The following is a 25,217-nucleotide window of genomic DNA, read 5'->3' as shown; positions in this document are numbered from 1 at the left end:
CATGTATTAGGCATGCCGCCAGCGTTCGTTCTGAGCCAGGATCAAACTCTCAAGTTTGATGTCCGATCCATATCCAGGCGGAATAAGCCCAAACATGAACCGCTCATTTTCAGGAGCCATTCCTGCACAAATAAACTTACATGGTTACGTAAGGACATTGTGAGGTCTGGCTAATTTAACCGATCCACCTACGCCTGAAAGCCGTAGATAACCGGAGCCGCCGCCCACATGTCCCTTCATCATACTAACAATGTCAAAGAACCGACAACTCAAGGGGGACAACCATCCTTCCTCGAAACTTCTTCCGAGGGAGGGGCGTCCCGTTTGTGTTGGCGACCGTCTGTTTCGCTGCTCAGTGGCGGCGTCCCGTCCGGTGAGAGGCCATCTAGGGTAGGCTTCCTGAACCGTCAAACACTTTTTGCACTTTTGTTTCAGAAATTTTTGGAGGTTAGCGGGTAGAGGCTAAACGACCGCCACACGGGGCAAAGGATGAAGAACCGGATGAATTTGCAGGATGCCGACGCGAACGACGCTGGTTTCGGCGCGCGTATAAAGAGCGCCCTGCTATGGCGTTCGGGGAGCCAGATCGTGTCGCAAATGATCAGCTGGGTGGTGACGCTGGTGGTCATCCGCCTGCTCGATCCGGCGGATTACGGCCTGTTCGCCATGACCCAGGTTATCCTGAACTTTGCCACCTTCCTTAATGGCTATGGGCTGGTGAGCGCGCTCGTCCAGTCGGACACGCTCGATTCGCATCGGTTGCGCCAGGCATTTGGGATGATGTTGTTGCTGAACGGTGGGCTGGCCGTGGCTCAGTTGCTGATCGCCCCGGTCGCGGCGGACTATTATGACCAGCCGTTGGTCGCCGATTTGCTGCGGGTGCAGGCGCTACTTTACCTTACGACCCCCTTCATCTCGATTCCCGAAGCATTGATGGGCCGGGCCTTGGATTTCCGGCGGCCAGCGGTCGTCAACCTGATCGCCGCCGCCGCTTCCGCCGCCGTCGCGCTGACCGGTGCCTTGCTGGGATGGGGTGTGTGGACGCTGGTGTTCGCGCCGATGGCAGGATTCTGGGTGAAGGCCGTGGGCTATGTGCTGGCGACCGGATTCCGCCCGATCCCCAGTTTCGATTTCCGTGGGACCGGCGCAATGGTCACCTATGGCGCATCGCTTCTGGGCGGGCAGATGTTCTGGATCGTGCAGAGCCAGGCGGATATATTCATAGGCGGGCGGATGCTCGCCCCCCATGAGCTGGGCCTTTATGCCGAGGCGTTGTTCCTGACTCAGATCTTCGTGTCGAAATTCATCCCGCCACTGAACGATGTCGCCTTCCCGGCCTATGCGCGGATGCAGAAGGACCCTGGCCGAATCGCATGGTCATTCTGCAAGGCGGTGCGGCTGCTGCTGCTGATTTCCTGCCCGGTCTATCTAGGCATGGCGGTGACGGCAGAGCCGTTGGTCGATACGCTCTTCGGTGAAAAATGGCTGCCGATGGCACCCTTTGTCGCGATTCTTGCGCTGGCGATGCCATTCATGACGTTGCAGGTGATGTTCGCCCCGGTCAGCAATGCGCTGGGGCGCCCCGGCCTTACCGCCCGAATCGCAGCGGTGGGCGCGGTGCTGATGCCAGCGGCTTTCCTGATCGGCATCCAGTTCGGCGCGATCGGCCTGGCCTGGGCGTGGTTGTGCAGCTTTCCTCTGCTGACTGTCGTCACCGCAAAGCTGGCGGGGGGGCCAATGGGTCTGCGATTGAGTGACCTCATGCGGGCGGCCGCTCCGGGTCTGGGCTGTTCGATATTGATGGCCGGGGCGGTGATGGCGGTCGATTCGATGCTCCCGCCTCTCCCCTCAATCGCGCGTCTGGGCGTGCTGGTTCCTGCGGGGGGAATCGCTTTCCTGGCCGCGCTGACGCTGTGCGCGCGTGGCACATTGATGGAATTGGTGGCGCTGGTGATCAGGCGGAAGCCGCCTGTCACCGTTACGGCCTGAAAGTGTCAGGCCGACTGGATATAATTGCGGAGCGCGTCCGCGTCGGCTTCAATACTGTCGATGCGGAATTTGACGAGGTCGCCGATCGAAACCAGCCCGATCAGCTTGTCGTCGACGACGACGGGCAGGTGCCGCACCCGCCTTTTGGTCATCAGCGACAGGCAATGGATGACGGGCGTCTTTTCATCCGTGGTAATGGCCGGGGCGGTCATGACATCGCCCACCTGACGGTCGAGCGCCGCCGCGCCGTCGCGCGCGACATGATGGAGAAGATCGCGTTCGGAAAAAATGCCCACGACCTTGCCGTCGTCCACCACCGGCACGCAGCCAATCCGCTTTTCCGAAAGCAGCCGCACCGCCGAAAGCACGCTTTCCTGGGAACCGACCTGAATGACTTCGCGTCCCTTGCCGTGCAAAATCGCGCTGATCGTCATGGCCCCATCTCCTCATCTTACGGACATCATGCCCCTGTGACTTGATGATCCCACTTTCAGTCCCCAAAGAAAAGGGATGAGAGAGAAACAGGGCCTCGACGACCCGCAAATCGCGGCGGCGGCATGGACGCGTTTCCGCCGGATCATGGGATGGATGGCCCTGGGCGGCGCGGCCTGTGTCGGGCTGGCCCTGCTCGCACTACGTCTATGGGCGGGGCCGATGCCGCTGCACATGATTCTGGCGACCATCCTTGGCGTGTGGTTGACTTTCATGCTGGGCACCGGACTGATGGCGCTGGTATTTCTGTCCAGCGGAACCGGCCATGACCAACAGGTCATGGACCCGATGAAAGATGAGGTATCCATTGACGACTGACGACAGGGGCGAAGTGGTGCTGCGGGTTGTGCCGCAACTGAGCCAGATCAACACGAACGGCCATATTTTTGGCGGATGGATATTGAGCCAGATGGATATCGCCGGTGGCATTGTCGCGGGCCGAATCGCGGACGGCGCGGTGGCGACGGTCGCCATCGAAAGCATGAAGTTCATATCGCCCATGCTGGTGGGGGACATTGTGTCCGTCTATGCGCGGGAGGAACGGCGCGGGCGCACCTCTGTCGGGGTGCGCGTGGATGTCGTCGCAATCAGGGGCAGCGAACAGCAGCAGGTCGACCTGACCAGCGGGCTGTTCACCTTCGTCGCGTTGGATGAGAATCACCGGCCTCGTCCGCTGCCGTCGGCCTGATCCTGCTATCGTCCCTGACAAAAGGGCGTGATCGGCAGGACGCATGAAAAAGGGGACGGCGCATGGCGTGCCGTCCCCTTTTTCTTTCAGCCTATGTAGGCCGCTGCCTTATTCAGCCGCTTCCGCCGCAGGGCGTGCCCGACGGGTCCGCTTGCGCGGGGCTTCCTCGGCGGCTTCCGCATCATTGTCGGCGCGGGCGATGGACGGGGGCAGCACCGCAACGTCGAGTCCCTCCGCAGCCTCGGACTGAGCGGTTTCCACCTTGCGCGGACGACCGCGCCGGGGACGGGGCGCTTCGGTTTCGGCCTGGGGCGCAGGCGCGCTTTCGATCAGGGGAGCTTCAGGCGCTGCGCTCTCCTGCCCGGATTGATCATCAGCGTCGGCGTGAACCGGCCGTTCGCGACGGCCACGATCCCGGCGGTTTTGGCGATCGCGATCATCCCGCTGCTCGCGCGGTTGTTCACGCGACTGTTCGCGGCGATGATCGCCTTCGAACGAACGCTCCCCCTGGGGCTGTTCGGAGCGGCTTTCATCACCCGCATATTCCGAGCCGTCGAAATCATCGCCTTCATAACCGAAATTTTCATCGGGACGGCGGAAACGCTGCTGCGGCTGCTGTTCTTCCTGCCGAGCGCGATTGTCGGCCAGAACGCGGAAATAGTGATCCGCGAACTGCAGATAATATTCCGCGTTCACCCGATCACCGACCATCTGCGCGTCCCGGGCCATATTCTTGTATTTTTCAAGAAGCTGGGTCGCGTTGCCGCGGGCGCGATTGTCGATACGATTGCCGCTGTCGCCGCCGCCCCGGTTGTTGCCGCCATTAGGACGACCGTTATTGTTCCGGCCGCGATTACGGCGACCGGCCTGCCTGTTATTGATCAAGAGCTGGTCCTTGCGTTCACTTTGCCATCATTCACTGAAAACACTGTCCAGTCGCCATCCTAAAGCACCGCCTGCTCATCAGGCCGGTAGGGCTCCGCAAGACAGGGACCGCAAGACAGTCCTTGTCTTCATGCTGCCAGAGGCGTCTGCGCACAGCGCCATCGTGACTTTGAAGGAGCGGGTAAACGGCCTCTTCCAGTCGCGGCCCCACAGGGCTGATCCTCAGGATAGTGCCGTCCCTGCATTTCATGTAGTGGCTTCGAAGCGAGAAACCAAGCGATTTCACGCGTGGCAGCCGCAATTTCCTTCCTCAGCCAACGCCGCCGCCGCGAGTCGCGATCAGGCAGCGGCTATGTCCCGCCAGATCATGCCGCACCGCGACCTCAAGCCCTTGATCTGAAAGCAGCGTGGATACACTCTTACGCTGGTCATGGCCGATCTCGATTGCCGCGACCGCGCCTTCGGCCAGCAGGCGCGGCAGCATGGGGGCAATCCGCCGATAGTCGTCCAACCCTTCCGGCCCCGCAAACAACGCGCCTTGGGGTTCGCGCAACACGTCCCCGGCCAGGGGTTCGTCCTGGGCGATATAGGGTGGGTTGATCAGGATGAGGTCGAAGGTGCCCGTCAAACCTTCCGCCCAGTCGCCTTCCTGAAACGCCGCCCGGTCGGCCATGCCCAGCCGTTCGGCATTGCCCCGCGCCACCGCCAGCGCGGCGGGAGAGATGTCCACGCCCCAACCCTGTGCCGCTGGCCACTGATCCAGCGCGGCCAGCAGCAGCGCGCCCGACCCGGTGCCCAGGTCAAGGATCCGCTGCGGCGAACGCGCGCCGAAATGGTCAATCGCAGCCTCGATCAATGTCTCGCTATCGGGACGCGGAATCAGGACGTCGGGCGTCACATGAACGCTGATCGTCCAGAAATCCCGCACGCCGGTAATATAGGCGACAGGTTCACCGGCCAAACGACGATCCACCAGCTTTGCAAAGCCAGGCGGCACAGTCAGGCCATGCTGATCGAGCAGCAGCGTGTTGCGCGTAATGCCAAGCGCATGGGCCAGCAGCAATTCCGCGTCCAGACGGGCGGTCTGGCTGATCGGCTGCAGGACAAGCGCCGTTTCCCGAAGCGCCTGCGATACGCTCACCCAATGCCGTCCAGTTGGGCGATACGCGCGGCTTCATCCTGCGCCACCAGCGCGTCGATCACCTCAGCAAGGCCGGGGCCTTCCAATATTTCGGGCAGCCGATGCAGCGTCAGGTTGATGCGATGATCGGTGACGCGGCCTTGGGGGAAATTATAGGTGCGAATCCGCTCGGACCGGTCGCCCGACCCCACCATCGCCTTGCGCGCGCCCGCCTGCTCGCTCTGCGTGCGTTCGCGTTCTGCTTCATATAGCCGCGCGCGAAGCACCTGCATCGCCTTCGCCTTATTCTTGTGCTGCGACCGTTCGTCCTGCTGGGTGACGACGATGCCGCTGGGCAAATGGGTGATCCGCACCGCGCTGTCGGTCGTGTTCACATGCTGCCCACCCGCGCCCGACGCGCGGTAGATGTCGATCTTAAGGTCGCTGTCGGCGATCTGGACATCGACTTCTTCCGGTTCGGGCAGCACCGCCACCGTCGCGGCGGACGTATGGATGCGGCCCCCGCTTTCCGTGACCGGCACGCGCTGGACGCGATGCACGCCGCTTTCGAACTTGAACTTGGCAAAGACGCCTGTGCCCGTGACGCTGGCGACGACTTCCTTGAAGCCGCCGACTTCAGCCGCGTTGGCGGAGATCAACTCGACCTTCCAGCCCTGCGCATCGGCATAGCGTTGATACATGCGAAACAGGTCGCCCGCGAACAGCGCGGCTTCATCGCCGCCCGTTCCTGCCCGGATTTCCAGCATCGCCGGGCGCGCGTCAGCCGAATCCCTGGGCAGCAACTGGAGCGCAAGGGCGCGTTCCGCCTCAGGCAGCTGGCCCTTGATCAGCCGCATTTCCTCCTGCGCCATGTCGCGCATCGCGGCGTCGGCATCGGCATCCTCGCCGCCCGCCATATATTCGAGCGCCTTCAATTCCTGCCGCAATCGCCGCACCTCATGCGCGGCCCGCGCCACCGGCTCAATTTCGGCATATTCCTTCGAAAGCCGCACAAACTCTTCGGGCGCGAGGTCGGCACGCGTCATCGACGCCTGCACCTCATCCCGGCGCGCCTCGATCTGCGCGATGCGTTCGGGGGAGATGTGCATTAGTCGTGGGCTAATGGTTGCAGAACGGCATCGACCGAAAAGCCCAATTTGTCATCGGGTCCTATCTTCTCACGGAGCACCGTAAACCGATCCTCTAATGCGGTTAACACCCTTTCTCGCAGATCGCCATCCACACGGGCGAAGTCGTCGGGTTGATTGACGCGAATCCAAAGCCCTTTTCTCTGAGGCAGCCCGCTATCCGGTGATTTTAGCACAACGACACGTCCTCTCGAACCGCGCTTCATAGCCAATTCGAATCTTCGCTTTGTTGACCCCTTGAAGGCCGTATCTACCTTTATTCCCGCTGCACGAAGGGCACTTGCAACAGAAATAGCGCCTTCTTCGGCTCCTTGATCATCAGGAATAACGGTAAGGAGTGGCCGCTCAGCCTCCGGCGCATCAATCAACATCGCCAGCCGCTCGATCCCCGCCGCCCAGCCAACCGCCGGGGTCGAGGGACCACCCAGATTCTCGATCAACCCATCATAGCGCCCGCCGCCCAGCACCGTGCCCTGCGCGCCCAGCCGGTCGGTGATGAACTCAAAGGCAGTGTGGCGGTAATAATCAAGCCCGCGCACCAGCCGGGCATTGCGTTCCCACGCCACGCCCGCCGCATCCAGGCCCGCCGTCACCTTTTCAAAGAAGCCGCGCGCTTCATCGGTCAGATAAGCATCGATGTCCGGCGCGCTGTCGGCAACCGGGCGGTCGCGCGGGTCCTTGCTGTCGAGGATGCGCAGCGGATTGCGGTGAAGACGGTCGATGCTCTCTTCGGACAACTGATCGCGATGCGCTTCAAAATGCGCGATGAGCGCTGCGCGCCAGGCTTCGCGGCTTTCCCCATCGCCCAGCGTGTTGAGATGCAGCGTGACGCCTTCGGACACGCCCAGTTCACGCAGCAGCTGGTCGGCAAAGACCAGCAATTCGATGTCCGCGCCCGGCTCGCCTGCGCCGATAATCTCCGCATCAAGCTGGTGAAACTGGCGGAAACGCCCCTTTTGCGGGCGCTCATAACGGAAGAGCGGACCGTGCGTCGCGACCTTCAGCGGCGCATATTGCTGCCAGCCTTCGGTGATGTAGGCGCGTGCGATCCCCGCCGTGAATTCCGGGCGCAGGGTGATGCTGTCACCACCGCGATCCTCGAAACTGTACATTTCCTTCGACACGACATCGGTGCTTTCGCCCAGCGACCGCGCGAACACAGCCGTCGATTCGAAGACCGGCACCTCGACCCGGTGAAAGCCATAGAGGCTGCGCACCCGATCAAAGGTCGCCACGACATGCGCAAAGCGTTCCTGGAACGCCTGCGTCGTGCCCCCCAGCATGTCCTGCGTGCCGCGCACCGCATTGGGTGTCTTTGGGCGCGGGTTTTCGTTTTTTGCCATGGGAATGCGCCTTTAGCGGCAAAGAAGGCCTAAGGAAACGCGCTTTTTCAACAGATGATTTCTAAGCTCTTCTTGGGGGTGGACGCGGACAACTTCGCTCGTCATGCTGACTTCATAAGGCGTTCCAGCCGCATCTTTTTTTGGAGACAGCCATGATCCGCAGCCTTGCTGCCGCCCTTCTGCTTTCCGCCGCCGTCGCCAGCCCGCTTGTCGCCCAGGATGCCGTAAGGTCAAAGCCCGTCGCCCTGCCGGTCAACGACGCCAGTCCCGCGCCGCGCGACATTCCCTATCCCGGTGGCACCATCCGGCTGGAAGTCGATGCCAGCGACACGACCCAGCGCATCTTCCGCGTGAGAGAGCATATCCCCGTCGTTTCGAGCGGCCCGATGACGCTGCTGCTGCCCAAATGGCTGCCGGGCAACCATGCCCCGCGCGGGCAGATCGAAAAGATCAGCGGGATCAGCTTCACCGTCGATGGCAAGCCGATTGGCTGGAAACGCGACCCGCTGAATGTCTACGGCTTTGTGATCGACGTGCCGCAGGGCTCTCGCGAAGTCATGGCGTCGTTCCAGTTCCTGTCCGCCACCCAGTCCAATCAGGGCCGCGTCGTGGTGACGCCCAAGATGTTGAACATCCAATGGGAGTCCGTTTCGCTCTACCCGGCCGGCTATTACACCCGGCAGATCCCGATCCAGGCGACCGTGACCTATCCCGAAGGCTGGCAGGCCGCGACCGCCCTGCGCGGCAAAAAAAGCGGATCGGTCGTCGCCTATGACACCATTGATTATGAAGCGTTGCAGGATTCGCCCGTGTTCGCCGGACGCTATTTCAAGCCGGTGGACCTTGGCCATGATGTGACGCTCAACATCGTTGCCGACGACGCGGGCGAACTGGATGCCAAGGCTGAACAGATCGCGAAACACAAGAAACTGGTGGATGAAGCGCGCGCGCTGTTCGGTGCCTTTCATTTCGACCATTATGATTTCCTGTTCGCCATCACCGACGAGATGGGCGGCATCGGCCTGGAGCATCATCGTTCTTCGGAAAATCAGGTCGAACCGGGCTATTTCACAAAATGGGGTGAAAGCGCGGCGCTGCTCGACCGCAATCTTCTGCCGCATGAATTTGTCCACAGCTGGGACGGCAAGTTCCGCCGGCCCGACCTGCTCTGGACGCCCGACTTCAACGTGCCGATGCAGGACAATCTGCTGTGGGTCTATGAAGGGCAGACCCAATTTTGGGGCTATGTGCTGGGCGCGCGGTCGGGTCTTTTCACCAAGCAGGAAACGCTGGACGCCTATGCCCACATCGCCGCCAAGCTGGACACCACGCGTGGCCGGGAATGGCGTCCGATGGAGGACACCACCCATGACCCCATCATCTCCGCCCGTCGGCCCAAGGGCTGGTCCAGCTGGCAGCGGTCAGAGGACTATTATAATGAAGGGCTGATGATCTGGCTGGAAGCCGACGCGATCATCCGCCGCCAGACCAGGGGCGCAAAGGGGCTGGACGATTTCGCCAAGGCGTTTTTCGGCATCAATCCCGGTGACTGGGGCCAGGTCGTCTATAATCGCGCGGACGTTATCAAGACGCTGACTGCGGTCGCGCCATCTTATGACTGGGCGGGATTCCTTGCGCGATATGTGGACGGCACGACGCAGGAAACGCCCAAGCGGGGCTTTGCCATGGGCGGCTACCAGCTTGTCTATGGCGACACGCCCAACGCCTATACCAAGGCGACCGAGGGCAAGAATATCGACCAAAGCTTTGGCATTGGCTTGATCGTAAAGGGCGATGGCGAAATTTCGAACGTCGTCTGGGACAGCGCGGCGTTCAAGGCGGGCCTCGTCACCGGCGCGAAGATCGTCGCGATCAATGGCGATGAATATTCAACCGACGTCTTCAAGGCGGCGCTGAAAGCCGGAAAGCCGATGCAGATCATCGTCAAACAGGACAAATACTATCGCACTTTGACGCTCGCTTATTCCGGCGGGCTGCGCTATCCGCGCCTCGCAAAAATAGGAGAGGGTGAAGGCAGCCTCGACCGGCTGCTCAAACCAAGGACATAATCACCCGCAACGCGAACGAGCATCAAAAGGCTTGAAGTCCATGAATATTGAACTGATTCCGGTCGGCGACGATCCGCCCAACAGCCTGAACGTCATCATCGAAGTGCCGATTGGCGGCGAGCCTGTGAAATATGAATTCGACAAGGCGTCGGGCGCGCTGTTCGTTGATCGCATCCTGCACACGCCGATGCGCTATCCGGCCAATTACGGCTTTGTGCCGCACACACTGTCACCCGATGGCGATCCGCTGGACGCGCTGGTCATCGCTCGCTCGCCCTTCGTCCCCGGCTCGGTCGTGCGCGCTCGTCCGATCGCGGTGCTCAACCTGGAAGACGAAGCGGGCGGCGACGAAAAGCTGGTCTGCGTTCCCGATAACAAGACCTTTCCCTATTATAGCGACGTCGGCGAAAAGGACGATCTGCCTGGTATCGTGATGGAGCAGATCGAACATTTCTTCACCCACTATAAGGATCTGGAAAAGCAGAAGTGGGTGCGTATCGGCACATGGGGCGGCGCAGAGGATGCAAAGCGCATCACGCTGGAAGCCATCGAACGCTACAAGGCCGACAAGAAGGCAGCGTAAGCGAACCGATCGACGTCAGAAAAAGGGCCGCGCCAGGATAACCTGCGCGGCCTTTTTGTTGCCTTCGAATGATCCGCCGCGTCAGCCCGCAACAAGCCTGATCGAAGCACTAGATACCCAGCCGCTCAGACACGGCCCATCATAAGGCTGTTTACGATCGACCGGCCCGGACACGCCGCAATCCACATTATCTGCGGCATTGTCGGCGGCATCGTCAGGCAATGGCGGCGCGACCACGATACCCAGCCATTTCTGGTCAAGACTGCGGGTACAGACATAAGCGCGGGCCCCCTCCGCCAGGCGCGCGACCTCCAGCCCTTCGGCAAAGGGGGCCGCGCGCATGGCAAGGCCGGACGTGCCGACGCGGACGACCCGTCCCATCGCCCCGCAGGCGTCCAGGCGTGGCCCGTCTTCCCCAATGATCACGGGCCGCGTGATCTTCGCTTCCAGCCGGGTTTCGGGCATGGCGTCTCGCGGCGCTCCGGCAATCGAGCTGTTGGGCAATTGCTCCAGAACGTCGCTGCTTTCGGAACAGGCGCAAAGGAGGAGGATCAAAGTCAGGGCGCTGCGCATATCCAGCCTGATAGCCCCTCGCCGGGCGGGGCGAAAGCCGCCATGTTTCGCTTTAGTTTCGTGGCCCAATTCCCTATATGCCCGCCATGAGCGAGGAAAGTCAGAACAGCCCGAACAGCAACAGCTATGGCGCCGACAGCATCAAGGTGCTGAAAGGCCTGGACGCGGTGCGCAAGCGGCCCGGCATGTATATCGGCGACACCGATGATGGATCGGGCCTGCACCACATGGTGTTCGAGGTTTCCGACAATGCCATCGACGAGGCGTTGGCCGGACATTGCGACCGCATCCTGATCACGCTGAATCCCGATGGGTCCGTCAGCGTCGAAGATAATGGGCGCGGCATCCCTACCGGCATCCACTCCGAAGAAGGCGTTTCTGCGGCCGAGGTCATCATGACCCAGCTGCATGCGGGCGGCAAGTTCGAGAATACGTCGGACGATAATGCCTATAAGGTGTCGGGCGGCCTGCACGGCGTGGGCGTCAGCGTGGTGAACGCGCTGTCCGAATTTCTGGACCTCAACATCTGGCGGGACGGCAAGGAGCATTATATGCGCTTTGCCTATGGCGACGCCGTTGCGCCGCTCAAGGTCATTGGCGACGCCCCCGAAGGCAAGAAGGGCACGCGCGTCACCTTTCTCCCTTCGACCGAAAAAGTGCCCGGCGACGGCGGCACCTTCAAAAATCATACCGAGTTCGACTTTGAAAAGCTGGAGCATCGCTATCGCGAGCTCGCTTTCCTCAATTCGGGCGTGCGGCTGTTCCTCGTTGATGCGCGGCATGAGGAAAAGAAGGAAGTCGAGCTGTTCTATGAGGGCGGCATCGCGGCTTTCGTCAAATATCTCGACCGCAACAAGACGCCGCTCATGCCCGATCCGATCGCGATTTCGGGCAGCCGTGACGATGTGACCATCGACGTCTCGCTGGAGTGGAACGACTCCTATTATGAGAATGTCCTCTGTTTCACGAACAACATTCCCCAGCGCGACGGCGGCACCCACCTCGCCGCCTTCCGCGCGGCGCTGACCCGCACGCTGAACAATTATGCCGACAAATCGGGGATGCTGAAGAAGGAAAAGGTCACCCTGACCGGCGAAGACATGCGCGAAGGCCTGACCGCGATCGTGTCGGTAAAGCTGCCCGATCCCAAATTCTCGTCACAGACCAAGGACAAGCTGGTCTCGTCCGAAGTCCGCCAGCCGCTCGAAAGCCTGATGGCCGACAAGATGGCGGAATGGCTGGAAGAAAATCCGAGCCACGGCAAGATGATCGTGCAGAAGGTGATCGACGCCGCCGCCGCGCGCGAAGCGGCGAAGAAGGCGCGTGAGCTGACCCGGCGCAAGGGCGTGATGGACATTGCCTCGCTGCCCGGCAAACTGGCCGACTGTCAGGAGCGCGACCCCGCCAAATCCGAACTCTTCCTGGTCGAGGGCGATTCGGCAGGCGGGTCGGCGAAACAGGGCCGCAACCGGCATAATCAGGCGATCTTGCCGCTCAAGGGCAAGATCCTGAACGTCGAACGGGCCCGTTTCGACCGGATGCTGTCCTCGAAGGAAGTCGGCACGCTGATCCAGGCGATGGGCACCGGCATCCGCGACGATTTCAACCTGGAAAAGCTGCGCTATCACAAGATCGTCATCATGACCGACGCTGACGTCGACGGCGCGCATATCCGCACGCTGCTGCTGACCTTCTTCTACCGCCAGATGCCCCAGATCATAGAGGCCGGGCATCTCTACATTGCCCAGCCGCCGCTCTACAAGGCGACGCGTGGCCGGTCTGAAGTCTATCTGAAGAACGAAGCTGCGCTGGAGCAATATCTGATCGACAATGGCGTCGAATCGATGGCGCTGGAAACGGCCGAAGGCCGCCGCACGGGTGAAGACCTGCGCCACCTGATCGAACATGGCCGCCGCATCCGCGCGGTCATGCGCTATGTGCCGCGCCGCTATGATCCGGCGATCATCGAAGCGCTGGCCGTCAATGGCGCGCTCGACCCAGAACTTGGCAATGACGCGCAGGCCGAACGCCTGACTGCAACGGTCCAGTGGATGGGCGCACAGGACGAGGAAGGCCGCTGGAGCGGTCGGGTCGCCGAAGAAGGCGGCTTTCATTTCGAACGGCTGTGGCGGGGCGTCACCGATCATCACATGATCGAACATGGCTTCATCGGATCGGCTGAAGCGCGCAAGCTGCACAGCATCGCGGTGGAGGAAACCGGCAGCTACCGCACGCCCAGCCGCCTTGTGACCGCCAAGGCGGCACAGGCCGCCGACGAAGCTGGCGAGGACGAATTGCCGGTCGCGACCAAGGGGTCGACGCTGGTCACCCGGCCCAGCGAATTGCTGGAAGCGGTGCTGGCGGCAGGACGCAAGGGGCTGGCGATCCAGCGCTACAAGGGTCTGGGCGAAATGAATGCGGAACAGCTGTGGGAAACCACGCTGGACCCCAACAACAGGTCCATGCTGCGTGTCGAGGTCGAGCAGGCGGACGTCGCCGACGAAATCTTCACGCGCCTGATGGGCGATGTGGTCGAACCGCGGCGTGAATTCATCCAGGACAACGCCCTGAACGTCGCCAACCTGGACGTATGACCTTGCCGCCCCCCTCACGCCCCGCCGCAGGCGGCGGCATGAGGGGTCTGGCCATCTTCGCTATCCTGCTGTTGTCGGCATGCGGTCCCGAACAAGCCCAGGTCGAAAACGTCCAAGCGGATAATGTCGGCGCGCCGGTGGCAAACGCGCCCATCCTCAACGAAAGCGTCGGCCAGCAGCAGCTACCGCCGTCGCAGGATGAAGCGACGCAGGGCAATGCATCCACCTCTCCCGCCCCGCATCCCCAAACGCCGCAACCGGAACGGTATCGCGCTTTGGGCACGGAGCCTTTCTGGGCGGTGACGGTGAAGGGATCGACCGCGATTCTGGAAAGGCCGGACAAGCCGCCTGCCTCCTTCGCCATTTCGCGCAATGATGATGGCCGCGCCGTCCGCTTTCTGGGCGAAGGCTTCACGATGACGGTGGCCGAAGGACCGTGCAGCGACGGGATGAGCGACGCTATCTGGTCCGATCAGGTTTCCGTCGCATTCGGCGAAGGAACGCTGAAAGGCTGCGGCGGTGACCGGCATGACCCGCAGGACGCACCGCTCTAATCCGGGCGCATCGCCTGGGCGACCAGCGCTTCCGCTTCGATCAGCAACGCATCCTCAGCCGCCGCCTGCGCCACCTGTTCGCGGCCAATGATGATCAGGACCGGCACGGCCAGCGGACTCACCCGATCCAGGGGAACATGCAACATGGTCGCACCGGCCCGGTCGATCAGGTCGCCCAATCGCCCCACATCGGTCATGCGCGCCCGCGCATCGGCCCAGGCTGCCTTCAACAGCATATGTCCGGGCTCATATTTCCGCAGCACATCGTAGATCAGGTCGGTCGAAAAAGTGACCTGCCGCCCCGTCTTGCGCTTGCCGGGATGTTGCCGTTCGATCAGGCCCGATATCACCGCCACGTCGCGGAAGGCCCGCTTCAGCAGGCTCGACTGTTCGACCCAGTCGATAAACTCATGGTCCAATATATCGGCGGAAAACAGGCTTTGCGGGTCGGTGACCGGCTTCATCCCGTAAATGGCGAGCGCATAGTCGTTCGACACGAAGCCCAGCGGCATCAACCCTTGCGCATCCATGCGCCGCGTCAGCAGCATGCCGAGCGACTGGTGCGCGTTCCAACCTTCGAAACTGTAACAGACGAGATAATGCCGCCCTTCATGGGGGAATGTTTCGACCAGCAACTGCCCCGGCTGCGGCAGCGCCGACCGATGTTTCTGCATCTCCAGCCATTCGCGGACATCTTCGGGAAAACGATGCCATTCCTGCGATTCGGCCAGGAAATGCCGCACCCGATCCGCCAGCCGCGTCGACATGGCCATGCGCGTGCCGCCCCAGCTGGGGATACGCGCCTGCTTGGCGGTGGCGCGGACGACCAGATCGGTCAGCTCGATCCGCACCACCTCCAGCGCCATGCCCGAAAAGAAGAAGCTGTCGCCCGGCCGCAGCGTGGCGGCAAAGCCTTCCTCCACCGTGCCCAGCTTGCGACCGTTGGCGAAACGCACGTCCAGCACCGGCTGGTCAACGATGATCCCGGCATTCAGCCTATGCTGCTGGACGAACCGGGGATGGGACACGCGCCAGGCCCCATCCTCTTCCTGGGTCAGCCGCTTGAACCGGTCATAGGCGCGCAGGGCATAGCCGCCGCCCTCAATGAAGTGCAGGACATTGGCAAAGGCGTCGTCCGTCAGCGCGCTATAGGGCGTGGATGACCGGATTTCGCGCAGCAGATCATCCTGGTGAAAGGGCGCGGCGCAGGCCAGGCCCATCACATGCTGGGCCAGCACGTCCAGACTGCCGGGGCGAAAGTCGTCGGCGTCCCTCTCCCCTTCCTCCACAGCATCCAGCGCCGCCCGCGCCTCCAGATATTCGAAGCGGTTGCCTGGAATCAGGATCGCCTCGCTCGACATGTCCAGCCGATGATTGGCGCGACCGATCCGCTGGAGAAGGCGCGAGCTGCCCTTGGGCGCCCCCATCTGGATCACGCAATCGACATTGCCCCAGTCCACGCCCAGGTCGAGCGACGCGGTCGCCACCAGCCCACGCAGCTTGCCCGCTGCCATGGCGCTTTCCACCTTGCGCCGCGCGTCGATGGACAGGCTGCCATGATGGATCGCGATTGGCAGGTTCGCCTCATTCGCCGACCAAAGCTCCTGGAAAATCAGTTCGGCCAGCCCGCGCGTGTTGCAGAACACCAGCGTGGTGGCGCGGCGTTCAATTTCCGCCATCACCTGTTTTGCCGCATATTTGCCGGAATGGCCCGACCAGGGAATCCGCCCTTCCGGGATCAGGATGGCCACATTGGGTTCCGCCCCCGCTTCGCCGATCACCGGCGTGACGGCGTTGATGTCGCCATCGGGCGCCAGCCAGGCGCGATAGGCATCGACATCCGCGACGGTGGCGGACAGCGCCACCCGCCGCAGTCCCGGATTGATCGCTTGCAGGCGGGACAGCGACAGGTTGAGCAGGTCGCCCCGCTTCTGGCTGGCGAAGGCGTGAACTTCATCGATGATGACGGTTTTCAAGCCGGAAAAAAGCAGGAAGCTGTCGGGATAGCTCAGCAGCAGCGACAGCGATTCAGGGGTGGTCAGCAATATCTGCGGCGGTCGCGCGCGTTGGCGCGCTTTCCGGTCGGACGGCGTATCCCCGGTCCGGGTCTCCACCCGAATCGGTAGCCCCATCTCCTCGATCGGGGTCAGCAGGTTACGGCGCACATCGACGGCCAGCGCCTTGAGCGGCGAGACATAGAGGGTGTGAAGCCCCTCCACCGGCGCTTCGATCAGGTCGGTGATGGTCGGCAGGAACCCCGCCAGCGTCTTGCCCGCACCAGTGGGCGCGACCAGCAGCGCATGGTCGCCCGCACGCGCGGCGGCAAGCATGTCGATCTGATGGCGGCGCGGAGTCCAACCGCGGGAGGCGAACCAGCGCTCCAGCGGCAAGGGCAGGCTAGAACTCATGGCCAGGATGTAGGGCGGCAAAGCGCGGCTGTCATCGGCGGGGCCGGTTATCCGTTCGTAATATAAGTTTAGCCCGGCGGAATAAAGTTACCGCCCCTCTGGCCCCTCGCCCGCCACAAGCGTTACACTGGATGCATACAGGTGCAGCAGACGCCCAGAGGACCGCAGGAGAAATGACATGCCCGGCGAAACCGAAGCCGACCTGACCGGCGCAGAACCGACCCACAACCGGCGGCGGCCCAAACAGCCGATCATGGAAATCGACGGTCGCAAGCTGAAGCCCGCGACATTGATGATGGGCCATGGCTATGACCCCAGCCTGTCCGAAGGATCGCTGAAACCGCCAATCTTCCTCACATCCACCTTCGCATTTGAAAGCGCGGCGGCGGGCAAGCGGCATTTCGAAGGCGTGACCGGCATCCGTCCGGGCGGCGCGGAAGGACTGATCTACTCCCGCTTCAACGGCCCGAACCAGGAAATCGCCGAAGACCGGCTGGCCATATGGGAGGAAGCGGAGGACGCGCTGCTCTTTTCCAGCGGCATGTCGGCGATTGCGACCACCCTCCTGGCGCTCGTCCAGCCGGGCGACGTGATCGTCCATTCCGCTCCGCTTTACGCGGCGACCGAATCGCTGATCGGGCGGACGCTGAGCAAATTCGGGGTGCAATGGCTCGACTTCCCGGCGGCCGCGACCGGGGAAGAGATTGGCAAGGTCATCGAACAGGCAAAGGCGCTGGGCCGCGTTGCGCTCATCTATCTGGAAAGCCCCGCCAATCCGACCAATGTGCTGGTCGATCTGGACGCGGTCGTCGCGCTGCGCGACCAGATGTTCAGCGGCGAATCGCATGTGCCGCCCATCGCAATCGACAACACATTCCTGGGACCGCTATGGCACCATCCGATTGCGCATGGCGCGGACCTCGTCATCTACAGCCTGACCAAATATGCGGGCGGGCATAGCGATCTGGTCGCGGGCGGCGTGCTGGGGGGCAACGCCCTCATCAACAGCATCCGCCTGATGCGCAACACGATCGGCACGATCCTCGACCCGCACAGCGCATGGATGCTGCTGCGCAGCCTGGAGACGCTGGAACTGCGGATGAGCCGCGCCGGGGAGAATGCCGCGAAGGTCTGCGCATGGCTCAGGGACCAGCCGCAGGTGGAAAAGGTCGGCTATCTCGGCTTCCCGGAAAATGACCGGCAGGCCCACGTCTACCGGCGTCATTGCACGGGCGCGGGATCAACCTTCTCGCTGTACCTCAAGGGCGGGGAGGCGGAGGCCTTCGCCTTTCTCGACGCGCTAAAGATCGCCAAGCTGGCGGTCAGCCTGGGCGGCACCGAAACGCTGGCGAGCCATCCGGCGGCGATGACCCATTTGTCGGTGCCCGCGGAGCGCAAAAAGGCGCTGGCGATCAGCGACAATATGGTGCGCATTTCCATCGGCTGCGAGGATGCTGACGATCTGATCGCCGACTTTTCCCAGGCGTTACGGGCGATGGGTTGAACCAAAACTCCGCGCCGGATCAGTTCCAGTCGACCCGCGTCCAGCCGCGCTGCGCCGCCAGTTTCGCCAGCGGCTTGTGCGGATTCGACGCGAACGGCACGTCCGCAAATTCCAGCATCGGCGCGTCGGACACATGGTCGGAATAGGCGCGGATATGCGCCGTCGAACGGTCGATGGCTTCCGCCGCCATCCACGCCTTGATCATGCGCAACTTGCCCGTGTCGTAGCAATTTTCGCCTGCAATCCTGGCGCGGACATAGCGCAGGTCCTGGCTCAGATGATCCGTCGCGATCACCGCGTCGAATCCCAGACGCCGGGCAATCGGCTCGACATAGAGGCGATAGGATGCAGTCGCGAGCACCAGTCTGCACCCGTCCGCCTTGTCCCTGGCGATCTGCGCCAATGCCCCGGCACGGACATTCGCGTCCACGACCTTGGCAGCATAGCTTTCCACATGCGGCATCAACCTGGCGCGTTCGACATTATAGCCGATCATCAACGCCTGATTGAGTTCCTTCAGCCGCTGCCGCGAAATCAGCTTGAGCACATAGGCCAGCATCAGCAGGATCACGCCCGGAAACAGGATCAACCGCCATGGAGCCAGCCGACGGGCCACGTGAACCAGGAAGCCGGTGTAGGTGCCGGTGAACGTCACCGTGCGGTCCATGTCATATATCGCAATTCGATGCGTCATGCCGTTTCCGAAACTTTTTGGCCTTGCCTGTCGTTCTGGCTTGCGGATGGGCCGTTTCGGCTTGCCGTGCAACCGATAATGGACCACTAAACCCGCTTGATGAACAAAGTCGCCGATCTTGTGGAAGAACCGCGCGATGGCGGTGCTATCGTCCGGCTTTCAGGCCATTTGTCGATTGCCTGCCTGCATGATCTGCCCGCCCGACTTGACGCGCTGGCCGGTCCGGTCGCGGCAATCGACCTGTCCGAAGTCAGTCATATGGACACGATTGGCGCGTGGACAGTGCATCGCACCGCCAAACGGCTGAACTGCGATATTGTCGGCGGGGACGAGGATTCGCTGCGACTGATCCAGACGGTCGGGACGTTGGACGAACCCGTCAGCGTCCGGCCCGCCTACGTCTCACCCTGGCAGCGCGTTGTCGGCCAGATTGGTGAGGCTACGATCAATGCGGGGGCAACCCTGCTGGGCCTGCTGGGCTTTTTCGGCAGCACCTTGGTCGCAAGCTGGAACGTCATTCGCCACCCCAGCCGCTTTCGCCTGAATGCCGTTGTCCAACGCTTTGAAGTGGTGGGCGTCTCCGCGCTCGGCATCATCGGCCTGATGAGCTTCCTCATTGGCATCGTCATTGCCCAGCAGGGTTCGGTGCAGTTGCGGCAGTTCGGCATGGAAATGCTGACCATCAACCTGGTCGGCCGCCTGACTTTCCGGGAACTTGGCGTGTTGATGACCGCCATCATGGTCGCAGGCCGGTCGGGGTCCGCCTTTGCCGCGCAACTCGGCACTATGAAACTGACCGAAGAAGTCGATGCGATGCGCACCATTGGCGTGTCGCCGATGGAGGCGCTCGTGCTACCGCGCACCCTGGCCGTGGTCGTCATGATGCCGTTGCTGGGCTTCTACGCGTCGATCATGGCGGTCATCGGCGGCGGGTTCCTGTGCGCCGTGTCTCTGGAGATACCGCCGATCACCTTCATCCAGCGGTTGCGAGAGGTCGTCCCGATCACCGACCTGTGGGTGGGCCTGATCAAGGCTCCGGTCTTTGGCGTCATCATCGCGCTGGCGGGCTGTTTTCAGGGCATGCAGGTCAAGGGCAATGCCGAAGAAGTGGGGATGCGCACGACGTCGGCGGTGGTGCAGGCGATCTTCCTCGTCATCGTGATCGACGCCTTTTTCGCGGTCTTCTTCACCTGGCTGGGTTGGAACTGATGGCACCGGAAGAGGAAATCGCCATCGAAGAAGCGCGGGTTGACGAAGCGGTCGAACGGGACAGCATTGCCATTTCGGTGCGCGGTCTCAAGAATAGCTTCGGCGATCAGGTCGTGCACCAGGGGCTGGACCTTGACGTGCGCAAGGGCGAAATATTGGGCGTTGTCGGCGGATCAGGCACGGGCAAGTCCGTGCTGATGCGGTCGATCATCGGCCTGCAAACGCCGGACGAAGGCGAAGTGCATGTCTTCGGCGAATCGATGATCGGTCGGCTGGACGACGAAGCATTGGCGATCCGCAAACGCTGGGGCGTGCTGTTTCAGGGCGGCGCGCTATTCTCGACGCTCACGGTCGCGGAAAATGTCGAAGTGCCGATCCGCGAATATTATCCCAATATCGGCGCGCAGCTGCGTGACGAAATCGCAGCCTACAAAATCCGCATGACCGGCCTCCCAGCCGAAGCTGGCCCGAAATATCCCGCCGAACTGTCGGGCGGGATGAAGAAGCGGGCGGGTCTGGCCCGCGCCCTGGCGCTGGACCCCGACCTGCTGTTTCTGGACGAGCCAACCGCAGGATTGGACCCGATCGGCGCGGCGTCATTCGACGAACAGACGCGAAAGCTGCAACAGACGCTGGGCCTCACCGTCTTTCTCATCACGCACGATCTCGACACGCTCTTTTCAATCTGCGACCGGGTGGCCGTGCTGGCCGACGGCAAGGTGATTGCGGTGGGCACGATCGACGAACTGCTGGCCACTGATCACCCGTGGATCCAGGAATATTTCAACGGCCCGCGCGGCCGCGCGGCGACAGCAGCGGTGGCGCGTGAAAGCGGCAAGCGGGCTGATCCCCCATCGGACGGAAGGCAATAGGATATGGAAACCCGATCCAACCATGTGCTGGTGGGCACGGTCACGCTGCTGCTGCTGGCGGCCATCATGATCGCCGCCTTCTGGTTTTCGCGCCTGTCCGAGGGCGATAACAAGGAATATGACATCTTCTTCAAACAGTCGGTGAACGGCCTCGCCAAGGGGTCGAGCGTCAATTACTCCGGCGTCCCGTCCGGTCAGGTTGAACGGATCGAACTGTGGAAGCGCGATCCCAGCTTCGTCAAAGTCCGCATTTCCGTCAAGGAAGGCACCCCCGTGCTGCAGGGCACGACCGCGACCATCGCGGGCGTCGGCTTTACCGGCGTCAGTGAAATCGTGCTCGACGGCGCGGTAAAGGGCGCCCCTCCCATCATCTGCCCTGAACAGAATCTGCTGACGGCCTGCCCCGATGGCGTGCCGGTTATCCCTACCAAGCCAGGCGCCCTGGGCGAACTGCTCAATAACGCGCCGCAGTTGCTGGAGCGGCTTTCGACCCTGACGGAACGCCTGACCGAACTGTTGAACGACAAGAATCAGCAGTCCATCGCCGGCATTCTCGCCAATGTGGAGCGGCTGTCCGCATCCCTGGCCGACCGCAGCCCCGAAATCGCGGCCACGCTTGCCGAAGCCCGAATCGCGGTGCAGCGCACGGGCATCGCCGCCGAACAGATCGGCCAGCTGGCGGCGACCACCGACAGCCTGCTGACCGATGAAGGCCGCCCGCTGCTGGCCGACCTGCGCAAAAGCGTGCAGTCGGCCACACGCAGCATCGACACGCTGGACAAGACCATCGCCGAAGCTCAGCCGGGCGTGCGCGCGTTCAGCAACCAGACCATGCCGGAAGTGAACCAGTTGGTGCGCGACCTGCGGGAAATGTCGCGCGCCTTCCGTGGCGTCGCTGAAAAGCTCGATCAGCAGGGCGCGGGATCGATCGTCGGATCGCCCAAATTGCCCGACTACAAGCCATGAGAGGGACCCACATGATGTTCCACAAGAAACAGGCCGCCATGTCGGCGGCCCTCGCCCTCCTGCTGACCTTGCCGGGCTGCATCTCCATCGGCGGAAAACCGCCCGCCCAGCTACTCTCGCTCGATGCCGCTCAAAAGGTCGCGCCGGGGACGCTGCGCAGCGCCACGCCGGGGACCAGCATCACTGTCGCCGATCCTGAAGCGCCCAAGCTGCTCGACACCGTGCGTGTGCCGGTGCGAACCACGCCCACGTCTCTCGCCTATGTGACCGACGTGCAGTGGGCCGACACGCCGCGCCACTTGTTCCAGCGGCTTTTGTCGGAGACCATCGCCGCAACCAGCAACCGGATCGTGCTCGACCCCGGCCAATATTCCGCCGATGCGGGCCAAAGGCTGATGGGGGATTTGGTGGACTTTGGCCTGGATGAGGCCAGCAACAGCGCCATCGTCACTTATGACGCAATTCTGGCGGGGCCGGGCGGCACCGCCATCGCCCGTCAGCGCTTCACCGCCACCGTCCCGGTAGGCACGAAAATCACCGCCACCAGCATCGGCGCGCCTCTGAACAGCGCGGCGAACAAGGTGGCCGCCGACGTCGCCGCGTGGCTGGCAGCGTCGGGCCGTTAAGGCAGGCTCCGGCCAGATGGTATAATCTGACGGTTCGGAAAATGCGGAGAACAAAAGACAATTAGAGTAGCGAGCGCTAACTCGAAATCTCTTTCCCCGTTCGCCCTGAGCTTGTCGAAGGGTTTACTTCTTCACACGTCCCACATCAGAATGACAGAGAAGGCCCTTCGACTGCCTGTTACAGCAGGCCTCAGTAGCTGACCGAAACGCCACAAGATCAGCTCGCAGCAAGCCCCGGCGAACCTTCCCGCGCTCAATCCAGGCTTTTGCTGGCTTGCTCCGTCACATCCCGCGAAAGACCGGGCTGAGCCAGAATCCGCTGCAACTCGGCGCGCATCAAACCGGCACGCGCCTCACCGAAACGACGCCAGCGCCCTAACGGAGGCACCAGCCGCGCCGCCGTCTGGGGATTGATCTTGTCCAGGGCGATGATGCAATCCGCGACCAAGCGATACCCCTTGCCGGACCGATGGTGGAAGGCCCACTGGTTACCGGCAAAAGCACCGTAGAGCGACCGGATCCGGTTCGGATTGGACAGGGTGAAATCGGGATGGCGGCCCAATTCCTCCACCAGATCCACCGTATCGGGGTGAAAGGCAAAGGCCTGCGTCTGGAACCATTTGTCCAAAGTCAGCGCATCGTCCCGATAGCGATTGTAGAAAATGTCGAGCGCGGCTTCCCGCTCTGCGCTGCTGCCATTCGCCAATATCGCCAGCGCCGCCTGCCGCTCCGTCATATTGTCCGCAGCGCTGAACTGGGAAAAGGCGACTATGGCCCCCTCCTCTATCCCTGACGCGCAGAGATAAAGCAGCGCCGTGTTGCGCAGCTTGCGCGCGCCCTTGGCGGCGGCGGACAAGGAAAAGCTGTTGGCCTGGGTCCGGGCGTGAATATCGCGCCATAAAGGCTCCAGTTCCGCCCCGATCCGGTGCTGGAGCGACTCACGAGCGGCGTGGATTGCGTCGGGATCGACCTCCGTCAGTTGATCACCAATATAGGCTTCGCTCGGCAGGCGAATGGCTTCGGCTATGAACGCATCGTCCAACGAGGGGTCGGTCGCCGTGTTGCGAATGGCGGCGACCACTGCCGCGTCATCGACGGCCTGTCCGCCAACCCGGCCTACCAGCACATTCACCATCAACTGCTGCATCGCCTCATATCGGGCGAAGGGGTCATCATCATGCGCGGACAGGAAAGCCAGATCGGCTTGGGTGCGGTCCGTTTCGATCACCACCGGCGCGGAAAAGCCGCGATTGATCGACAATAGGGGCGGGGCCGCGAATTTACTGAACAAAAAGCTTTGCCGAGCCTCCGTCAGCATCAACAACTCGTCGCCCCGGCTTGTTCCGCTTTCGCGATCGAACAGGCTGATGCGCAAAGGTATCGCCATCGGCTGCTTGTCGGGCTGGCCGGGCGTTGGGGGTACGGTCTGCTCCAGCACCAGTTCAGCTGTCTGGCTAGCCGCGTCATGGGTAAGCAGCGCCCGCACACGCGGCGTCCCTGCCTGTTCGTACCAGCGGCGGAATTGGGCAAGCTCTATCCCGCCGCCCTCCTCCATCGCCCGGACAAAGTCTTCGCAGGTCGCGGCCTGCCCGTCATGCCGTTCAAAATACAGGTCGGCCCCCGCCCGGAACCGATCCCGTCCCAGCATCAACGCCATCATGCGGATCAACTCCGCACCCTTATTATAGATGGTCGCCGTATAGAAGTTGCTGATTTCCATGTAGGATTCGGGCCGCACGGGATGCGCCAGAGGTCCTGAATCCTCTTGAAACTGTGCCGCCCTCAGGACACGGACATCCTCGATCCGCTTGACGGCGGCGCTGCCCATGTCGGCGGAAAAATCCTGGTCGCGAAAGACGGTGAAGCCTTCCTTCAAGGAAAGCTGAAACCAGTCGCGGCAGGTGACGCGATTGCCTGACCAATTATGGAAATATTCGTGCGCCACCACGCCTTCGACCCCGTCATAGTCGATATCGGTAGCTGTGTCGGGATCAGCCAGAATATAGCGTGAATTGAATATGTTAAGGCCCTTATTCTCCATCGCGCCAAAGTTGAAGTCAGCCACGGCGACGATGTTGAATACGTCCAGGTCATATTCGCGCCCATAGACCCGCTCATCCCAGGCCATACTATTTTTCAGCGCCTGCATGGCGTGAGCGGTTTTGGGCAGGTCAGCTTCCTTGACCCATATGCCCAGCTTCACTGTCCGGCCACTCATGGTAACGAAGCTGTCAGCGTTGCAGGCAAGGTCCCCGGCGACCAGCGCGAACAGATAGCAAGGCTTGGGGAAGGGATCAGTCCATAATGCCCAATGGCGTCCCTCCGGCAAACTCCCCTGTTCAATCGGATCGCCATTGGCCAGCAAAATGGGATAGCGCGCCCTGTCCGCTTCCAGCCTGACGGAATAGCGAGAAAGAACGTCCGGGCGGTCGGGGAAGAATGTGATTCGGCGAAACCCTTCCGCTTCGCACTGGGTACAAAGCAATCCGCCGCTGGCATAAAGCCCCATCAGCTTGCTGTTATTTTCCGGCGCGAGTTCAACCAGCGTTTCGACCTGATGCGCAGCGCCCGACAGCGGGACGATCAGCGCGCCGCCCTCCATGGACCATTGATCTGCCGTCAGGGCTTGGCCATCGACCTTCACCTCCAGCGGCGTGAGGTCATCTCCGTCCAGCTTCAGCGGTCGGTCATGCTCCCCATTGCGCCGCACGGTCAGAATCGAGCGAACCTGCGTGCACACCGGGTCCAGCGAGAAATCGAGGGTGATTTCCGGGACCAACCAATCGGGCGGGCGATAGTCCTGACGACGGACGATCAGGGGCGCGGTTCCGGGGGAAGATTGCGTGTCAGCCATGCCGACAAGCTAGGCACTGGCCACGGAAAACGCCAGTGGGCCGGGC

Annotated in this window: 21 protein-coding genes; 12 read left to right on the top strand and 9 right to left on the bottom strand. The window is 62.2% G+C overall.

All coding sequences use genetic code 11. From position 1 onward, the window contains the following. Window positions 1-501 precede the first annotated feature (501 nt). Window positions 502-1,989, top strand: a complete 1,488-nt coding sequence (locus FHS54_RS04850) for a lipopolysaccharide biosynthesis protein (protein WP_167302711.1) — start codon at window positions 502-504, stop codon at window positions 1,987-1,989. Window positions 1,990-1,994: 5 nt separating this feature from the next. On the opposite strand, the gene FHS54_RS04845 is transcribed toward FHS54_RS04850, so the two are convergent. After that, window positions 1,995-2,423 carry a CBS domain-containing protein gene (locus tag FHS54_RS04845; protein WP_167302620.1) on the bottom strand — a complete coding sequence of 143 codons (429 nt, stop codon included), beginning with the start codon at window positions 2,421-2,423 and terminating at the stop codon, window positions 1,995-1,997. 76 nt (window positions 2,424-2,499) lie between these two features. On the opposite strand from FHS54_RS04845, the gene FHS54_RS04840 reads away from it, so the two are divergent. Together FHS54_RS04840 and FHS54_RS04835 are read left to right on the top strand one after the other, a co-directional pair. Then, complete coding sequence (locus tag FHS54_RS04840; RefSeq protein ID WP_167302619.1) at window positions 2,500-2,799, top strand: hypothetical protein; 300 nt, start codon at window positions 2,500-2,502, stop codon at window positions 2,797-2,799. Continuing rightward, window positions 2,789-3,169 (top strand): acyl-CoA thioesterase, encoded by a 381-nt coding sequence (locus FHS54_RS04835; RefSeq protein ID WP_243855611.1) that lies wholly within the window; start codon window positions 2,789-2,791, stop codon window positions 3,167-3,169. The genes FHS54_RS04840 and FHS54_RS04835 overlap by 11 nt, the downstream gene beginning before the upstream one ends. A gap of 108 nt (window positions 3,170-3,277) precedes the next feature. Here the strand turns inward: FHS54_RS04835 and FHS54_RS04830 are convergent, their stop codons facing one another. From FHS54_RS04830 to hisS, 4 genes are all read right to left on the bottom strand, one after another. Continuing rightward, window positions 3,278-4,054, bottom strand: a complete 777-nt coding sequence (locus FHS54_RS04830; RefSeq protein ID WP_167302617.1) for a DUF4167 domain-containing protein — start codon at window positions 4,052-4,054, stop codon at window positions 3,278-3,280. 310 nt (window positions 4,055-4,364) lie between these two features. Next, a complete protein-coding gene (gene prmC, locus FHS54_RS04825; protein ID WP_167302616.1) occupies window positions 4,365-5,195 on the bottom strand; it encodes a peptide chain release factor N(5)-glutamine methyltransferase in 831 nt (276 codons plus the stop codon). Next, on the bottom strand, window positions 5,192-6,283 hold the full coding sequence (prfA, locus tag FHS54_RS04820; protein WP_167302615.1) for a peptide chain release factor 1: 1,092 nt from the start codon (window positions 6,281-6,283) through the stop codon (window positions 5,192-5,194). The genes prmC and prfA overlap by 4 nt, the downstream gene beginning before the upstream one ends. After that, window positions 6,283-7,665, bottom strand: a complete 1,383-nt coding sequence (hisS, locus tag FHS54_RS04815) for a histidine--tRNA ligase (protein ID WP_243855610.1) — start codon at window positions 7,663-7,665, stop codon at window positions 6,283-6,285. Before hisS ends, prfA begins: the two co-directional genes overlap by 1 nt. A 152-nt stretch (window positions 7,666-7,817) precedes the next feature. Here hisS and FHS54_RS04810 point away from each other — a divergent pair, with 152 nt between their 5' ends. Next, a complete protein-coding gene (locus FHS54_RS04810; RefSeq protein ID WP_167302614.1) occupies window positions 7,818-9,734 on the top strand; it encodes a M61 family metallopeptidase in 1,917 nt (638 codons plus the stop codon). A gap of 40 nt (window positions 9,735-9,774) precedes the next feature. After that, window positions 9,775-10,317 (top strand): inorganic diphosphatase, encoded by a 543-nt coding sequence (gene ppa / locus FHS54_RS04805; RefSeq protein ID WP_167302613.1) that lies wholly within the window; start codon window positions 9,775-9,777, stop codon window positions 10,315-10,317. Window positions 10,318-10,398: 81 nt separating this feature from the next. Here ppa and FHS54_RS04800 read toward each other — a convergent pair whose 3' ends face one another. Beyond that, complete coding sequence (locus tag FHS54_RS04800; protein WP_167302612.1) at window positions 10,399-10,890, bottom strand: hypothetical protein; 492 nt, start codon at window positions 10,888-10,890, stop codon at window positions 10,399-10,401. Between the two features lie 86 nt (window positions 10,891-10,976). Between FHS54_RS04800 and gyrB the strand changes: the two genes are divergently transcribed. Both gyrB and FHS54_RS04790 read left to right on the top strand, forming a co-directional pair. Then, entirely contained in the window at window positions 10,977-13,484 is a 2,508-nt protein-coding gene (gene gyrB / locus FHS54_RS04795; RefSeq protein WP_167302611.1) for a DNA topoisomerase (ATP-hydrolyzing) subunit B, read from the top strand. A gap of 38 nt (window positions 13,485-13,522) precedes the next feature. Beyond that, window positions 13,523-14,038, top strand: coding sequence for a COG3650 family protein (locus tag FHS54_RS04790; protein WP_243855609.1), 516 nt, complete (start codon window positions 13,523-13,525; stop codon window positions 14,036-14,038). Here the strand turns inward: FHS54_RS04790 and FHS54_RS04785 are convergent. After that, window positions 14,035-16,446: a ligase-associated DNA damage response DEXH box helicase gene (locus FHS54_RS04785; RefSeq protein WP_167302610.1), complete on the bottom strand. Its 2,412-nt coding sequence runs from the start codon at window positions 16,444-16,446 to the stop codon at window positions 14,035-14,037. The genes FHS54_RS04790 and FHS54_RS04785 overlap by 4 nt on opposite strands. 178 nt (window positions 16,447-16,624) lie before the next feature. Here FHS54_RS04785 and FHS54_RS04780 point away from each other — a divergent pair, with 178 nt between their 5' ends. Continuing rightward, a complete protein-coding gene (locus tag FHS54_RS04780; protein ID WP_167302609.1) occupies window positions 16,625-17,950 on the top strand; it encodes a cystathionine gamma-synthase family protein in 1,326 nt (441 codons plus the stop codon). 19 nt (window positions 17,951-17,969) lie between these two features. Here the strand turns inward: FHS54_RS04780 and FHS54_RS04775 are convergent, their stop codons facing one another. Further along, a complete protein-coding gene (locus FHS54_RS04775; protein WP_167302608.1) occupies window positions 17,970-18,644 on the bottom strand; it encodes an HAD family hydrolase in 675 nt (224 codons plus the stop codon). A 99-nt stretch (window positions 18,645-18,743) separates the two neighbouring features. Here FHS54_RS04775 and FHS54_RS04770 point away from each other — a divergent pair, with 99 nt between their 5' ends. The 4 genes from FHS54_RS04770 to FHS54_RS04755 are packed head-to-tail and all read left to right on the top strand — an operon-like array spanning window position 18,744 to window position 22,317. Next, the gene (locus FHS54_RS04770; protein WP_167302709.1) at window positions 18,744-19,853 is read left to right on the top strand and encodes an ABC transporter permease; all 1,110 of its coding nucleotides are present in this window, start codon (window positions 18,744-18,746) and stop codon (window positions 19,851-19,853) included. Then, entirely contained in the window at window positions 19,853-20,725 is an 873-nt protein-coding gene (locus tag FHS54_RS04765; protein WP_167302607.1) for an ABC transporter ATP-binding protein, read from the top strand. The genes FHS54_RS04770 and FHS54_RS04765 overlap by 1 nt, the downstream gene beginning before the upstream one ends. Window positions 20,726-20,728: 3 nt before the next feature. Next, window positions 20,729-21,691, top strand: coding sequence for an MlaD family protein (locus FHS54_RS04760; RefSeq protein WP_167302606.1), 963 nt, complete (start codon window positions 20,729-20,731; stop codon window positions 21,689-21,691). A gap of 11 nt (window positions 21,692-21,702) precedes the next feature. Continuing rightward, the gene (locus FHS54_RS04755) at window positions 21,703-22,317 is read left to right on the top strand and encodes an ABC-type transport auxiliary lipoprotein family protein (protein ID WP_425057293.1); all 615 of its coding nucleotides are present in this window, start codon (window positions 21,703-21,705) and stop codon (window positions 22,315-22,317) included. 253 nt (window positions 22,318-22,570) lie between these two features. On the opposite strand, the gene pepN is transcribed toward FHS54_RS04755, so the two are convergent. Continuing rightward, window positions 22,571-25,171: an aminopeptidase N gene (gene pepN, locus FHS54_RS04750; protein ID WP_167302605.1), complete on the bottom strand. Its 2,601-nt coding sequence runs from the start codon at window positions 25,169-25,171 to the stop codon at window positions 22,571-22,573. Window positions 25,172-25,217 lie beyond the last annotated feature (46 nt).

Source organism: Sphingobium vermicomposti (genome assembly GCF_011762025.1).
Taxonomy (GTDB): domain Bacteria; phylum Pseudomonadota; class Alphaproteobacteria; order Sphingomonadales; family Sphingomonadaceae; genus Sphingobium; species Sphingobium vermicomposti.
The sequence above is the reverse complement of the archived record's forward strand: the minus strand, read 5'-3'. Positions and strand labels throughout refer to the sequence as shown.

Coding starts and splice junctions, on each gene's coding strand:
- FHS54_RS04850 (WP_167302711.1), top strand. CDS start 502: ATGAATTTGCAGGATGCCGACGCGAACGACGCTGGTTTCGGCGCGCGT.
- FHS54_RS04845 (WP_167302620.1), bottom strand. CDS start 2,423: ATGACGATCAGCGCGATTTTGCACGGCAAGGGACGCGAAGTCATTCAG.
- FHS54_RS04840 (WP_167302619.1), top strand. CDS start 2,500: ATGAGAGAGAAACAGGGCCTCGACGACCCGCAAATCGCGGCGGCGGCA.
- prfA (WP_167302615.1), bottom strand. CDS start 6,283: ATGCACATCTCCCCCGAACGCATCGCGCAGATCGAGGCGCGCCGGGAT.
- hisS (WP_243855610.1), bottom strand. CDS start 7,665: ATGGCAAAAAACGAAAACCCGCGCCCAAAGACACCCAATGCGGTGCGC.
- FHS54_RS04810 (WP_167302614.1), top strand. CDS start 7,818: ATGATCCGCAGCCTTGCTGCCGCCCTTCTGCTTTCCGCCGCCGTCGCC.
- ppa (WP_167302613.1), top strand. CDS start 9,775: ATGAATATTGAACTGATTCCGGTCGGCGACGATCCGCCCAACAGCCTG.
- FHS54_RS04800 (WP_167302612.1), bottom strand. CDS start 10,890: ATGCGCAGCGCCCTGACTTTGATCCTCCTCCTTTGCGCCTGTTCCGAA.
- gyrB (WP_167302611.1), top strand. CDS start 10,977: ATGAGCGAGGAAAGTCAGAACAGCCCGAACAGCAACAGCTATGGCGCC.
- FHS54_RS04790 (WP_243855609.1), top strand. CDS start 13,523: ATGAGGGGTCTGGCCATCTTCGCTATCCTGCTGTTGTCGGCATGCGGT.
- FHS54_RS04785 (WP_167302610.1), bottom strand. CDS start 16,446: ATGAGTTCTAGCCTGCCCTTGCCGCTGGAGCGCTGGTTCGCCTCCCGC.
- FHS54_RS04780 (WP_167302609.1), top strand. CDS start 16,625: ATGCCCGGCGAAACCGAAGCCGACCTGACCGGCGCAGAACCGACCCAC.
- FHS54_RS04775 (WP_167302608.1), bottom strand. CDS start 18,644: ATGACGCATCGAATTGCGATATATGACATGGACCGCACGGTGACGTTC.
- FHS54_RS04770 (WP_167302709.1), top strand. CDS start 18,744: ATGAACAAAGTCGCCGATCTTGTGGAAGAACCGCGCGATGGCGGTGCT.
- FHS54_RS04765 (WP_167302607.1), top strand. CDS start 19,853: ATGGCACCGGAAGAGGAAATCGCCATCGAAGAAGCGCGGGTTGACGAA.
- FHS54_RS04760 (WP_167302606.1), top strand. CDS start 20,729: ATGGAAACCCGATCCAACCATGTGCTGGTGGGCACGGTCACGCTGCTG.
- FHS54_RS04755 (WP_425057293.1), top strand. CDS start 21,703: ATGATGTTCCACAAGAAACAGGCCGCCATGTCGGCGGCCCTCGCCCTC.
- pepN (WP_167302605.1), bottom strand. CDS start 25,171: ATGGCTGACACGCAATCTTCCCCCGGAACCGCGCCCCTGATCGTCCGT.